Below are 13,124 nucleotides of genomic sequence, written 5' to 3' on the forward strand. Positions count from 1 at the left end.
CTTCTGCTTGTAAGTGCTCGATTTCGTTGGTGTTATGGATCACGTGAGCGCGACGTGCGCGATCGCCTGGTCCCTCAGCCAGGTTCGTTGCCGCCGCACGAAGGTGCGCGTGGCGCGCACGATGGCCGGGGCGAGCTCCTCGGCCGGCAGGCGGCCTTCCAGGTGCTCCCGCACCTGCTTGTAGCCGACCGAGCCCATCGCCCGCGCGTCGCCGTAGCCGCGGGCCAGGAGCGAGCGGACCTCGTCCACCCAGCCCTGCTCCAGCCACGCGGCGACCCGCGCCTCGATGCGCCGGTCGAGCTCGGCGCGGTCCCTGTGCACCGCGAGCAGGCGCGCGGCGTGCCGGCGTTCCCGGAAGCCGTGCTCGGCGTGCCACGCGCTCTGCGTCCGGCCCGAGCGCTCGTAGACCTCCAGCGCCCGGCTCACGCGCACGAGGTCGTTGGGCGCGAGGCGCGCCGCGCTCTCCGGATCGACCTCGGCGAGGCGCGCGTGGAGCGCCGCGCGCCCCTCGGCGTCGGCGATCGCGCGGTGGCGCGCGCGCACCTCGGCGTCGGCGGCCGGCGCCGGCGAGAGGCCGAAGACCAGCGCCTTCACCCAGAGGAACGTGCCGCCGCAGACGATCGGGACCCGGCCGCGGCCGCGGATGTCGGCGACCGCCGCCTCCGCGAGCTCCGCGAAGCGCTGGGCGTCGATCGCCTGCAGCGGGTCGGCCACGTCGACAAGGTGGTGCGGCGCGCGCGCCCGCTCGGCCGGCGTCGGCTTCCCCGAGCCGAGGTCGAACTCGCGGTAGATCTGCACGCTGTCGGCGCTCACCACCTCGCCGCCGAAGCGCTCCGCGAGCCGGATGGCGAGCTCGGTCTTGCCGCTCGCCGTCGGGCCGACGACGACCAGCAGCTCGCCCGGCGGCGGCGGCTCGACCGCCTCCCACGACGGCGGCGCGACGGCCGCGGTCGCCCCCGGCGCGGCCTCGTGCTCCGCCTCGATCACCGCCGCCCCACGCGGTGCTCCAGCTCCGGCCACCCGACGCGCATCACGACCGGCCGGCCGTGCGGGCAGTGACCGGCGAAGTCGACCTCGTCGAGCGCCGCCAGCAGCGCGCGCGCCTCCTCCGGCGCCACCGGATCGCCCGCGCGCAGCGAGCCGTGGCAGGCCATCGTCGCCAGCGCGAGGTCGACCGCGCCCGAGAAGGCGCGCTCGCCCGAGTGGCTCAGCTCGTCGAGGAGGTCGCGCACGAGGCGCTCGGGCGCCGCGCGGCGGAGCAGCGTCGGCACCGCGTGCACCGCGAGCTGCGCCGCGCCCGCCGGGCGGACGTCGAGCCCGAGCCGCGCGGTCGCCTCCTGCGCCTCCTCGATCAGCGCTACCTCGGCGGGGGCCGCCGGGACGACCACCGGGAAGAGGAGCTTCTGCGTGGCGATGTCGCGGCCGTCGTACGACGCGCGCAGCCGGTGGAACGTCACGCGCTCCGCCGCCGCGTGCTGATCGAGGAAGTAGATCCCGTCCGGCCCCTCGCAGACGAAATACGTGTTGCGCACCTGGGCGATGAAGCGCAGCGAGCGCCAGGCGAGGGTCCGCTCGGCCGCGGCCAGCACGGGCCCGCCGCCGCTCGGGAAGCTCGGGTAGGAGTGCGGCGGCGCGCCTGGCACGTCCGCCGGCTCGCCCGGCGCGACGCGCGGCCCCGGCAGCGGCGCGTCGGCCCACGCCGGCGCCGCCCTGCCGGGGAATGTGCCGGGGAACGGGACGGGTTCCTGGCGCGCGCGCGCCGCCTCGGAGCGCGCAGCCTCGGCGCGCGCGGCCTCGGGGCGCGCTGGCGGGACCCCGCCGAGGTCGCCACCGAGACCCCACGGATCGGCCGGCGGCTCCTGCCGATCGGCCGGCGGCTCCTGCCGATCGGCCGGCGGCTCCTGCCGCTCGGTCGAGGCGCCCGCCGGGGTCGCCTCGGCGGCGGGGCTGCTCGACCAGACCCACGCGTCCCCGGGCGGCGGCGGCGCCTCCTCGAAGAGCTTGCCCTTGCGGCCCTGGAAGCCGCCGGGGGCCGGCGCGGGCAGGCCGAACGCCGCGGCCACCTGCGCGGCGACGATCTTGTAGATCGCGTCGGCCACGGCGCGGCCGTCGGCGAAGCGGACCTCGGCCTTCTGGGGGTGGACGTTCACGTCCACGAGCTCGGTGGGCAGGTCGATGAACACAGCGCCGATCGGGTACCGGCCCGGCTCGAGGACGCTGCCGTAGGCGAGCGCGATCGAGCGCGCCAGCGAGCGGTCGCGCACGTGCCGGCCGTTCACGAACATCCACAGCCAGCCGGCGCCCGAGCGGGCGCGCTCCGGCCGCGACACGAACGCCTCGACCGTGAGCGGCCCCCGCTGCCCCGCGCACGTCGCGAGCTCCTCGCCCGCGAGCATCGCGCGCACCCGCTCCGCGCGGTTCGTCGTGCGCAGCCACTCCCGCGCGACGCGCCCGTCGCGCGACAGGACCAGCGTCACGCCCGGCTCGCCGAGCGCGATCGCCTGCGCGATCTCGGTCACGTGCGCCGACTCGGTCCCGACCGCGCGCAGGAACTTGCGCCGCGCGGGGACGTTGTAGAAGAGGTCGCGCACCTCGACCACGGTGCCGGCGGCGCACCCGCAGGGGATGGCCTGCGCCGCGCCGCCGCCCTCGATGCGGATCTCCGTCCCCTCGGACTCGCCCTCGCGCCGCGTCCGCAGCGAGAAGCGGCTGACCGAGGCGATGCTCGGGAGCGCCTCGCCGCGGAACCCGAAGCTCTGGATGCTGCGGAGATCGTCGAGCCGGGCGATCTTGCTCGTCGCGTGGCGCAGCACCGCGAGCGACGCGTCCTCGCGGCTCATCCCGCTCCCGTCGTCCGCGATGCGCACCAGGCCGACGCCGCCGCCCTCGATGTCGACCCGGATGCGGCGCGCGCCCGCGTCGAGCGCGTTCTCCACGAGCTCCTTCACCACGCTCGCCGGCCGCTCGACCACCTCGCCCGCCGCGATCTGGTTGGCGAGGTCGTCCGGCAGGACGGCGACCCTCCGCTCATCGGCCTGGGCGGGCTTCGATCGAGGATCCGCGCCGGCGATCCTCTCGGCGGTGCTCATGGCTCGTCGCTGGGGTCGATGGTCCGGGCGACCGCCTGGAAATACAGCTTGGTGCGCTCCCGCGTCAGGGCCAGCGCGGCGGAGGCGAGGATGGCCAGCTCGAAGACGACGAAGCGCACGCGCTCGGCGGTCCACCAGAGGCCCGGGTTCGTGAGGCCAGCGCGCTCGGGGACGTCGGATGGCAGGAGCGCGCCCGCCTGCGCCACCATGTCGATCCAGGCGCCGCGGACGCTCCGGGTGAGCGCGTACTCGACGGCGGCGAAGGCGAGGTTGGCGGCCAGGACCTGGAGCACGAAGCCGCGGGTGCCGGGCCGCCCGCCGAGCGCCAGCCCGCTCGCGACCACCAGCAGCCCGCAGAGGAGCACCTTGCCGACGCTGAGCGGGAAGGAGACGTCCTGGTGCAGGCTCAGGGCGCGCGCCTGGGCGGCCTCGAGCACGAGGAACGTGAACTGGAACGGATCGCCCTGGTCGCGCGCCTGCTCGGCCACCACCATGACGTCGGGGGCCATGCCGCCGCGCAGGTACGTGGCCGTCCCGCACCCGGTCATGAACCCGCGCACGCCGATGAGCCAGGTGAGCAGCATGGTGGCCACCAGGTACCAGGGGCGCAGCGAGCGCGGGCGCGGAGGTCGGTGCGAGTCCACGTGACGGCTGCCGTGTAGCACGTTCTCCGATCCCGCGCGCCGTCTTCCTGACCCGCCGCCCCCGCGGCCTTCCCGTGGATCGCGGGGCGGGTAGCCTCGGGTGGATCGCGGGGCGGGTGGCCTCGGGTCGCCTTGGATCGCGGGGGATTGCGGGCTGACCGTCGACTGCGCGCCGGCGCAGGTGGCGCGACGCGGCGGGGCTGTACTAGAACTTCGAGGACGAGGTCCGGGTGGCGAAGAGCAAGAGCGAGCCGCGAGCGAAGCGAACGAAGGGGGCCGGAGCGCCGCAGCCCGAGGGCACGGCGAAGGCGGGCCCTCGGTCCGACTCGGAGGGCGCCGACGCGGACCTCCGGCCCGACACGGGCGAGGGCGAGGTGGAGCGCGCGGCCCCGCGCCCGGCCGCGAAGCGCCGCGAGCGCACCACCGCGAAGGCCGCCGGCCGCGCGCGCGGCGAGGCAGCGCAGCCGGCGACGGGCGACGACGAGGGCGCGCGCGGCGACGACGAGGACGAGGCGGACGCCGCGCCCGAGAGCGGCGCCGAGAGGGCGGGCGACGTCGACGAGGGCGACGTCGTGGAGGTCGTCGGCGAGGTCATCGACGATCAGAGCATCGACCTGAACGACATCGAGATCCCGCGCTCGGCGCGGGTCGGCGCCAGCGAGGGCCGCGGCAGCGGGGACGCGGCGCTGTCGCGCACGGACCCGCTCCAGGCCTACCTGCGCGAGGTGCAGCGCCACCGGCTGCTCACGCCGGACGAGGAGAAGGAGCTGACGGTCAAGTACTCGAAGACGCAGGACGTCGCGACCGCCGCGCGGCTCGTGACGGCGAACCTGCGGCTCGTGGTCAAGCTCGCGTACGAGTACCGGCGCGCCTACAAGAACATCATGGACCTCATCCAGGAGGGGAACATCGGCCTGATGCAGGCCGTGAAGCGCTACGACCCGTACCGCGGCGTCAAGCTCTCCTCGTACGCCGCCTGGTGGATCCGCGCGTACATCCTCCGCTTCATCCTCAACAACTGGCGCCTGGTGAAGCTCGGCACGACGCAGGCGCAGCGGAAGCTCTTCTTCAACCTGAACAAGGAGAAGGCGAAGCTCTCGGCGATGGGGATCGAGCCGACGGCGGCGGAGATCGCGAAGCGCCTGTCGGTCGAGGAGAAGGAGGTGGTCGACATGGACCGCCGCCTCTCGAGCGGCGAGGCGTCGCTCGACGCGCCCGTCGGCGACCTCGAGGGCCGCTCGATCCCGCGCGTCGAGATGCTCGTCTCGTCGGGGGTGAGCCCGGACAGCGCGTTCGAGGCGAGCGAGATGGGCATGCTCGTCCACGACCGGCTCTCGAAGTTCCGCGAGACGCTGAAGGGCAAGGACGTGATCATCTTCGACAAGCGGATGGCGGCGGAGGACCCGCTGACGCTCCAGGAGCTCGGCAACGAGTTCGGCATCTCGCGCGAGCGCGTGCGCCAGCTCGAGGCGCGGCTCCAGTCGAAGCTGCGGACGTACCTGCAGGAGGAGCTCGGGGACGCCGTCGAGGCGGACTAGGCCTTGTCGATCGGCGGCGAGCAGGGTGGGTCGGGCGGCCGCGGTTGCCTCTACGTGGTCGCCACGCCGATCGGCAACCTCGGCGACATCACGCTGCGCGCGGTCGAGACGCTGCGCGGGGCGGACCGGATCCTCGCGGAGGACACGCGGCGCGCCCGCGCGCTCCTCGGCCACCTCGGCGTCGCGGGCAAGGCGGTCGATCGGTTCGACGCGCACGCCTCGGAGGCGGACGCGGCGCGGGCGGCCGCGCGGCTCGCGGCGGGCGAGTCGATCGCCTTCATGACCGACGCCGGCACGCCGGTCGTGAGCGATCCGGGGACGGCGCTCGTGCGCGCGGCCGCGCAGGTCGGGGCGCGCGTCGTGGCGATCCCGGGGCCGAGCGCGGTGATGGCCGCGGTGAGCGCGTCGGGGCTCGTGACGGGGGGCTTCCGCTTCGTGGGGTTCTTGCCCCGCGGCGGGCGCGAGCGGCGCGAGGCGCTGGCCCTCGTCACGTCGACGCCCGAGGCGGTGGTGCTGTTCGAGTCGCCGCGGCGCTTCCGCGAGACGCTCGCGGAGCTCGCCGAGCGGATGCGCGGCCGCCGCGCGGTCGTCGCGCGCGAGCTGACGAAGGTGCACGAGGAGATCCTGGGCGGCACCGTGGAGGAGCTCGCGGCCCTGGAGCGGGAGTGGCTCGGGGAGATCACGCTCGTGCTCGCGCCCGCCGACGTGGCCTCCGCGGGCGCGCACCCGAGCGATGAGGAGATCGACGCGCGGATCGATCGAGAGCTCGCGCAGGGGCGGCGCGCCAAGCACATCGCGGAGGAGCTGTCGGTGGAGCTCGGCCTGCCGCGGCGCGAGATCTACGCGCGGGCGGTGGCGCGGCGGGAGGCGCCGCGCGAGTAGAACGAGAGATCAGGTGTGCCGGCCCTGGCCTCGCGCCTTCAGGGCGTCGACCACGTGCTTCACGTCCTGCGCGCGGTCGCGCGGCACGACGAGCAGCGCGTCGTCGGTCTCGACCACCACCAGGCCCTCCACGCCGACGAGCGCGATCACCCGGCGGTCGTCCGGCGCGCCGCCGGAGCGCGTGCGCAGATCGACCAGGTGGTTGTGCTGCGCGTCGACCAGCACCGACCCCGCGGGCGCGCTGTTCCCCCGCTCGTCCTTGTCGGCGAGCTCCCAGGCGCTCTGCCAGCTGCCGAGGTCGCTCCAGCCGAAGTCGCCGGGCACCACCGCGAGCCCGGCGACGTGCTCCATCACGCCGTGGTCGATGCTGACGGCCGGCAGGCGCGGGAACACCCGCAGGACGGTCTCCGCCTCGTCCGCAGGGCCCAGCGCGGCCGCGCCGTCGATCTCGTCGAGCCCCTCGGCGAGCGCCGGCAGGTGCGCGCGGATCGCCGCCCGCATGTCGCCCGCGCGGAAGATGAACATCCCCGCGTTCCAGAGGAAGCGGCCGCTCGCCACGAACTCCGCGGCGCGCTCCCGGCTCGGCTTCTCGACGAAGCGCAGCACCTTACAGGGCGCCGCGGGGGCCGCGGGCGCCGCGCGCCCCGCGCCGGCCGCCTCGTCCGCCTCGATGTACCCGAAGCCCGTCTCCGGGTGCGTCGGGCGGATGCCGATCGTCGTGATCGCGCCGCCCCGGGCCGAGGCGACGGCGGCCTGCACCACCTCCAGGAACCGCGGCACGTCGGCGATGTGGTGGTCGCTCGGGAGCACGACCACGACGGCGTCGGGATCGTCGCGCGCGATGGTCGCCGCCGCCCAGCCGATGCACGGCGCCGTGTTGCGCGGCGCCGGCTCGACCAGCAGGCGCCGCTCCGAGACGTCCGGCAGCGCGGCGCGCGTGGGCGCCACGAGGTGCTGGCCGGTCGCGATCCAGATGCGCTCCCAGCCGTCGCTCCCGCCGCGCGCGCACAGCGGCAGCACCCGGCGCGCCGTCGCGGTGATGAGCGGCTCGCCGCCGAGCAGCGGCAAGAGCTGCTTCGGGCGCGCGGCGCGGGACGCCGGCCAGAAGCGCGTGCCCGCGCCGCCAGCGAGGATCAGGACATGGACGGAGGTCTCGGTCGAGCTCATGGGCGATCGTTCAGGAGTGGGCTGTCGAAGGGTACGGCACGGTTTGCGGCGCGATCATGGCAGAGGGCCTCCTCAGGACGGGCCGGGCAGCGCCTGCGCGTAGGCCACCATCGCGAGGCCGAGCGGGATGATCCACAGCGCGAGCGCGGCGGTCCGCCGCCGCTCGGCGAGCGCGCGGAGCGCGGCGGCCCCCGCGGCGGCGCCCACGAAGGCGGCGAACAGGCCCAGCGCCGCGGCGGCGGCCGGCACGGGCGCGGGCGCGTAGAGCGCGCGCGCCTCCGCGAGCCCCGAGACGAGCAGCGCGGGGATGCTCAGCGCGAGCGCGAGCTCGACGGCGCGGGCCGGCCTGACGCCGAGCCAGAGCAGCAGCACGAGCGCCGCCCCGACGCGCGACCCGCCCGGCAGCGCCGCGACCCCGTGCGCCGCGCCGGCCGCGATCATCCCGGCGAGCGACGGCGCGTCGGTCTCCTCGCGGTCGGCCCGCCGCGGCGCGACCGCGGTGCTCGCGAGCGCCGCCCCGGTGGCGAGCAGGCCGAGCCCCGCCGCGAGCGGCGCGTGCCCCCACCGCGCGGCGTAGGGCCGGAGCGCCGCCGCGACGAGGAGGCTCACCGCGGCGCCCAGCGCGAGCAGCGCCGCGTCGCGCGCCGGCGGCGAGGCCCTGAAGAGCGACGGCCTCGCGAGCCCCCGGACGCCCTCGCCGAGCGCGCTCCGGAGCCGCTGCCGCACGGCGATCGCGAGCGCCGCCGCCGCCGCGAGCTGCGCGGCGACGGCCCACGCGCCGCCGTCGACAGCGCGGAGCCAGAGCCGGGCCGCCGCGCCATGCCCGGTGGCCGAGATGGGCAGCGCCTGCGCCGCCCCCTCGACGGCCGCGAGCACCGCGACGTCCACGAGACCCACGCTCGACCGATACTCCAGCCTGGCGCTCCCTGTCGATCCTGAGTAGCGCCCCCGCCCGAGCAGCGCCCCCGCCCCAGCAGCGGCCGAGCGCCGCCTCATCGCGTTGCCGCGCTGCGGCGCGACGCCACATACCCCGTGAAGGAGCAGGTGAGCGTCCCGGCGCTTCAGGGTTTGCCGGCTTGCCGTGGTTCATCATTTCACCTACATAACCCCCCTGGATCAGGCGCTCTCTCGCCCGTGGCGGGAGAGGGCGAGGTGAGCGAGGTTCCGTCCGATGTTGATGGCCTATGCCAGCGTTGCCGCGTTCTTCCTGGTGGCGATCGGGTTCGTCCTTGGCTCGCTGCTGTTCGGGAAGCTGCTGCGCCCCAACAACATGTACGCCGAGAAGGTCGAGACGTACGAGTGCGGGGAGGCGCCCGTCGGGCCCGCCTGGTTCAACTTCAACCCGCGATTTTACATCATCGCGCTCATCTACATCATCTTCGACGTCGAGATCGCCTTCATCTACCCGGTCGCCGCGGTGTTCAAGCGCTGGGTGGACCAGGGCAGCGGGCTGTTCGCGCTGATCGAGATCTTCCTCTTCGTGGCCATCCTGATGCTCGGCTTCGTCTACGTCCTCGTGAAGGGTGATCTCAACTGGATCCGCGCCATCAAGGGGGATCCGCGGGGGGCGCAGAACGTGAGCAGCCGGAGCCAGCCGCGCGCGTCGCTGGCGGGGGCGAGCGAAGCCGCGGAGTCGGCCCTCGCGGCGCGGGCGGCCCTCGCGGCGCAGTCGACGCTCGCGGCGCGGGCGGCCGTCGCCGAGGGAGGTGCGGAGTCATGACATCGAACCTGAACCTGATGGCCCCGCCCCGCGGGTGGGAAGCGAAGTACGAGAGCGACGGCGGCGGCGTCATCACGACGAGCGTCGACCAGACGGTCAACTGGCTGCTCAACTGGGGGCGGTCGAACAGCGTCTGGTACATGCTCTTCGGCCTGGCCTGCTGCGCCATCGAGCTGATGCAGACCGGCGGCCCCCGCGGCGATCTCGAGCGCTTCGGCGCGGCCCCGCGGCCGAGCCCCCGGTCGAGCGACCTGTTCATCATCGCGGGGACGCTGACGTACAAGATGGCGACCCGGGTGAAGCGCCTCTACGACCAGATGTCGGAGCCCCGCTTCGTCATCTCGATGGGCAGCTGCTCGAACTGCGGCGGCCTCTTCCAGTACGCTTACTCGGTCTGCAAGGGCGTGGATCAGATCATCCCGGTCGACGTTTACGTGCCCGGCTGCCCCCCGCGCCCCGAGGCGCTCCTCGAAGGGCTCCTGAAGATCCAGGAGAAGATCAAGAGCGAGCGGGTCCTCGACCGCCGCGGCGCGACGCGCGGCTGAGCCATTCCCTCCGGCACCTCATGACACCCGAAGAGATCTTTCAGGCGCTGAAGGCGAGCCTCGGCGAAGAGGCGGTCTTCGACTTCCACCCCGTCTCCGCGAAGGACCGCGACGCCTGGCTACAGGTCGCGCCGGAGAAGATCGAGGCCGTGTGCCAGCACCTGCGCGAGGCGCCGGAGCTCGCCTTCGATTACCTGGAGTGCATCACCGGGGTCGACTACCCCGATCTCAAGAAGATCGTCGTCGTCTACCACGTCTATTCCTACGCGAAGAAGCACCGGGTCGTGCTCAAGGCGTTCCTCGACCGGGAGGGCCCGGCGGTTCCGACGCTCGTCAACGTGTGGTCGGCCGCGAACTGGCAGGAGCGCGAGTGCTTCGACCTGCTCGGCGTGCGCTTCGAGGGGCACCCGGACCTCCGGCGCTTGCTCCTGCCCGACGACTGGGAGGGGCACCCGCTCCGCAAGGACTGGCAGGAGAAGTCCGAGTACCGCGGCATCCCGACCCAGCGGCCGAACCCGATCGAGCTCTTCAAGATCAAGCTGCCGAAGAAGGACGCGGAGGCGCCATGAGCCAGGTCATCTTCAGCGTCGACCGCGGCGGCGCGGCCCCGGGCGCGGATCAGCAGATGGAAGACGAGATGACCCTCAACATGGGGCCTCATCACCCGTCGACCCATGGAGTGCTCCGCTTCGTCATCTCCACGGACGGCGAGATCATCCGGAAGGCGGTGCCGGACGTCGGCTACCTGCACCGGAGCATCGAGAAGATCGGCGAGCGGTGCACCTACAGCGGCTTCATGCCGTACACCGACCGCGTCGACTACATCGCGGCGATGTTCGCCAACGAGGCCTGGGCGACCGCCTGCGAGAAGCTCATGGGCATCGAGGTGCCGAAGCGGGCGCAGTACCTGCGCGTCATCTCCTGCGAGCTCAACCGCATCGGCAGCCACATGATCGCGCTCGGCGCGATGGCGATGGACGTCGGCGCCGTCACGCCCTTCCCGTGGGCGCTGCGCGAGCGCGAGCACATCAACGACTTCATCGAGGAGCTGTGCGGCGCGCGCCTCACCTTCAACTACCACCGCATCGGCGGCGTCTCGTTCGACATGCCGAAGGGGTGGGCCGACAAGGTGAAGGGGTGGCTCGATCGGTTCGAGCCGATCATGGTCGAGTTCGACCGACTCATCAGCCTCAACGACATCTTCATCAAGCGGCTCGCCAACGTCGCCGTGGTCACGGCCGAGGAGGCGAGGGACTGGGGGCTCGTCGGCCCCAACCTGCGCGCGTCCGGCGTGCGGTGGGACCTCCGGAAGGAGGACGCCTACTCGGTCTACCCGGAGCTCGAGTTCGACGTCCCGGTGGGCAGCGGGCGCTACGGGACCGTCGGAGACTGCTGGGATCGGTTCTACGTCCGGGTCGAGGAGTGCCGCGAGTCGGCGAAGATCCTCCGCCAGGCGCTCGACAAGATCGACGAGCACCCGGAGGACGACATCCTGGGCAAGCTGCCCAAGAAGATGAGGCCCGACGGCGAGGCCTACGCGCGGATCGAGAGCGCCCGCGGCGACATGGGCTGTTACGTGATCGGGCGGGGCGCGGAGGAGGCGTACCGGGCGCGGTTCCGGACCGGCAGCTTCACCGCGATGGGGATGATCGAGGCCAAGAGCCCCGGCCTGTTCCTGGCCGATCTCGTGGCGCTCATCGCGAGCTTCGACGTCGTGGCGCCCGAGATCGACAGGTAGCCGGGGCGAGGGGATACCTCAGGTGCCGCCGCCGGCGGCCCCGCCGCCGAGGATCGCCGGGCACTTCTGGTCGAGCGCCGCGCACCCCGCGGGCGGCTCCCCGGAGGTGTCGGGCGGCGTTGCACACGTGACCGCCTTCATGGCCTCGATCTGGGCCGTCATGCAGGCCTTGTACTCCGCCACCGTGGCGGTGCAGTCCGTGAAGCCCGTGGTGGAGCACTCGCCGCCCTGCGAGGGCTGCTCCGGCTGGCTCATACACTCTGCCTTGGTGGCCTCGCAGTCACCGCCGAAGGCGCCGGCGAACGCGCCGCTGAACTCGCACACGTCTTCCTTCGTGAGGGTGATCGACGCCGCGAGATCCTGGCACACCTGCTGGGTCTCCGCGGCGGTCAGGCTGCTGAGCTGCTTGCCCTCGAGGTCACCCCCGCTGTTGCCCCCGGTGTCTCCACCGTCGTCGTCGCCGCCGCACGCCGCGAGCGCGAGACCGGCCATCAGAACCCCGACAAGCTTCATCCGTGTCATTCAAGCTCTCCTTGATCGATCGAGATTGCTCACCCGAGCATGCCCGCGCGCCCCTCGAGGAGACGTCCTCGCCCCGGACGAACCGGGCGTGATGTCCCCGAGCGGCCGCGCGGGACCGACCGTACTACGAACGATCAAAAAAATTCTTCCTTGCAAGACGGAAGCGCGCATTTCCTTCGCGGACGCATCGCTCGCGGCCGGTCGCTCAGGCCCGCGCCGCCTCGAAGACCCGGAAGAAGCTCGGCGTCTCGCGCACCGCATCGACGCGCAGCCCCGCGGCGTCGAGCAGCGCGCGGTACTCGGCCTCGGTGCGCTCGCGTCCGCCGGTGTTCACGAGCATGTTGATGTCGCTGAAGGTGAGGACCCACTCGAGGGTCGCGTTCCCGCGCGCGGTGGGCGCGGGCGGCTCCACGACGAGGAGGCGCGCCCCGCCGGCCATCGCCTCGCGGCACTTGCCCAGGATCTGGAGGCTCCGCGCGTCGTCCCAGTCGTGGATCACGCTCTTGAGCACGTAGACGTCGGCGGCCGGCGGCGCCGCGTCGAAGCAGCTCCCCGCGACGAACGAAGCGCGGGCGGCGACGCCGCGCGACGCGAACAGCTCGAGCGCTCCTTTGCGCACGTGCTCGAGGTCGAAGACGGCGCCCTCGACGTCCGGGTGGGCCTCCAGGATCGCGCAGAGCAGGGCGCCGTACCCGCCGCCCACGTCGATCACCCGGCGGGCGCCGCGGAGATCGATCGCCCCGACGATGCCGGGCGCGACCCCGCGGGTGAGCTCGACCATGGCCTGGTGGAAGATCGCGGCGGCGGCCGGATCGCGCCCCAGCTCGTCGAAGTGCTCGGTCCCTGACGGCGCGGCGGCGTCTCCGGAGCCCCACGCCATCTTGCCGGTGCGGACGCAGTCCGTCAGGCGGCCCCAGGCCTGCCAGACGCCCGGCCCGCCCATGAGGCGCGACCATGCGCGCTTCGAGAGCGGGGAGCTCGTCTCGAGGAACCGTCCCATCTCGGTGAGCTCGAACCGCTCCCCGCGCGCGACGAGCAGCTCGAGCGTGACGAGCGCCCGGAGCAGGCGCTCCGTCGCGTCGGGGTGCGTGCCGAGCCGCGCCGCGACGTCGCCGCTCGGGAGCGGCCCCTCCGCGAGGACGTCGGCGACGCCGAGCTCCGCGGCCGCGTGGACGACCTGCGGTACCCAGAGGCTCATGATCATCTGATTCAAGCGGAATGCAGGGGGGACGCTCGTGGGAGACCCGTTCGACATGGTGTTCGCTCCTTCGGGGGCCAC

13 protein-coding genes are annotated in these 13,124 nt (G+C 73.6%); 6 read left to right on the forward strand and 7 right to left on the reverse strand.

Annotated features, from left to right (window positions below; all coding sequences use genetic code 11):
- Positions 1 to 39 precede the first annotated feature (39 nt).
- Genes miaA through WME85_RS52520 form a run of 3 tightly spaced genes read right to left on the reverse strand, consistent with a single transcriptional unit; the run spans position 40 to position 3,733 of the window.
- Positions 40 to 987, reverse strand: a complete 948-nt coding sequence (gene miaA, locus WME85_RS52510; RefSeq protein WP_437833296.1) for a tRNA (adenosine(37)-N6)-dimethylallyltransferase MiaA — start codon at positions 985 to 987, stop codon at positions 40 to 42.
- Positions 984 to 3,089, reverse strand: coding sequence for a DNA mismatch repair endonuclease MutL (gene mutL, locus WME85_RS52515; protein WP_437833298.1), 2,106 nt, complete (start codon positions 3,087 to 3,089; stop codon positions 984 to 986). The genes miaA and mutL overlap by 4 nt, the downstream gene beginning before the upstream one ends.
- On the reverse strand, positions 3,086 to 3,733 hold the full coding sequence (locus tag WME85_RS52520; RefSeq protein WP_437833300.1) for a hypothetical protein: 648 nt from the start codon (positions 3,731 to 3,733) through the stop codon (positions 3,086 to 3,088). Before WME85_RS52520 ends, mutL begins: the two co-directional genes overlap by 4 nt.
- A gap of 230 nt (positions 3,734 to 3,963) precedes the next feature.
- Here WME85_RS52520 and WME85_RS52525 point away from each other — a divergent pair, with 230 nt between their 5' ends.
- Entirely contained in the window at positions 3,964 to 5,271 is a 1,308-nt protein-coding gene (locus WME85_RS52525; protein ID WP_437833302.1) for an RNA polymerase factor sigma-32, read from the forward strand.
- A gap of 3 nt (positions 5,272 to 5,274) precedes the next feature.
- Positions 5,275 to 6,153, forward strand: coding sequence for a 16S rRNA (cytidine(1402)-2'-O)-methyltransferase (rsmI, locus tag WME85_RS52530; RefSeq protein ID WP_437833305.1), 879 nt, complete (start codon positions 5,275 to 5,277; stop codon positions 6,151 to 6,153).
- Between the two features lie 9 nt (positions 6,154 to 6,162).
- Here rsmI and WME85_RS52535 read toward each other — a convergent pair whose 3' ends face one another.
- Together WME85_RS52535 and WME85_RS52540 are read right to left on the reverse strand one after the other, a co-directional pair.
- On the reverse strand, positions 6,163 to 7,320 hold the full coding sequence (locus WME85_RS52535) for a mannose-1-phosphate guanylyltransferase (RefSeq protein WP_437833308.1): 1,158 nt from the start codon (positions 7,318 to 7,320) through the stop codon (positions 6,163 to 6,165).
- A gap of 72 nt (positions 7,321 to 7,392) precedes the next feature.
- Positions 7,393 to 8,217, reverse strand: coding sequence for an undecaprenyl-diphosphate phosphatase (locus WME85_RS52540; protein ID WP_437833311.1), 825 nt, complete (start codon positions 8,215 to 8,217; stop codon positions 7,393 to 7,395).
- Positions 8,218 to 8,491: 274 nt separating this feature from the next.
- On the opposite strand from WME85_RS52540, the gene WME85_RS52545 reads away from it, so the two are divergent.
- From WME85_RS52545 to WME85_RS52560, 4 genes are read left to right on the forward strand one after another with little or no spacing between them, the layout of a single operon-like run.
- Entirely contained in the window at positions 8,492 to 9,040 is a 549-nt protein-coding gene (locus tag WME85_RS52545; RefSeq protein ID WP_437833312.1) for an NADH-quinone oxidoreductase subunit A, read from the forward strand.
- The gene (gene nuoB / locus WME85_RS52550; protein ID WP_437306669.1) at positions 9,037 to 9,585 is read left to right on the forward strand and encodes an NADH-quinone oxidoreductase subunit NuoB; all 549 of its coding nucleotides are present in this window, start codon (positions 9,037 to 9,039) and stop codon (positions 9,583 to 9,585) included. The genes WME85_RS52545 and nuoB overlap by 4 nt, the downstream gene beginning before the upstream one ends.
- A 20-nt stretch (positions 9,586 to 9,605) precedes the next feature.
- Positions 9,606 to 10,154 carry an NADH-quinone oxidoreductase subunit C gene (locus tag WME85_RS52555; RefSeq protein ID WP_437833316.1) on the forward strand — a complete coding sequence of 183 codons (549 nt, stop codon included), beginning with the start codon at positions 9,606 to 9,608 and terminating at the stop codon, positions 10,152 to 10,154.
- The gene (locus WME85_RS52560; protein WP_437833318.1) at positions 10,151 to 11,323 is read left to right on the forward strand and encodes an NADH-quinone oxidoreductase subunit D; all 1,173 of its coding nucleotides are present in this window, start codon (positions 10,151 to 10,153) and stop codon (positions 11,321 to 11,323) included. Before WME85_RS52555 ends, WME85_RS52560 begins: the two co-directional genes overlap by 4 nt.
- An 18-nt stretch (positions 11,324 to 11,341) precedes the next feature.
- On the opposite strand, the gene WME85_RS52565 is transcribed toward WME85_RS52560, so the two are convergent.
- Together WME85_RS52565 and WME85_RS52570 are read right to left on the reverse strand one after the other, a co-directional pair.
- Positions 11,342 to 11,845, reverse strand: coding sequence for a hypothetical protein (locus WME85_RS52565; RefSeq protein WP_437833320.1), 504 nt, complete (start codon positions 11,843 to 11,845; stop codon positions 11,342 to 11,344).
- A 205-nt stretch (positions 11,846 to 12,050) separates the two neighbouring features.
- Positions 12,051 to 13,100, reverse strand: coding sequence for a methyltransferase (locus WME85_RS52570; protein WP_437833322.1), 1,050 nt, complete (start codon positions 13,098 to 13,100; stop codon positions 12,051 to 12,053).
- Positions 13,101 to 13,124: the final 24 nt, after the last annotated feature.

The sequence above is a fragment of the Sorangium sp. So ce1153 genome (assembly GCF_051521595.1).
In the GTDB taxonomy this organism is placed as follows: Bacteria; Myxococcota_A; Polyangia; order Polyangiales; family Polyangiaceae; genus Sorangium.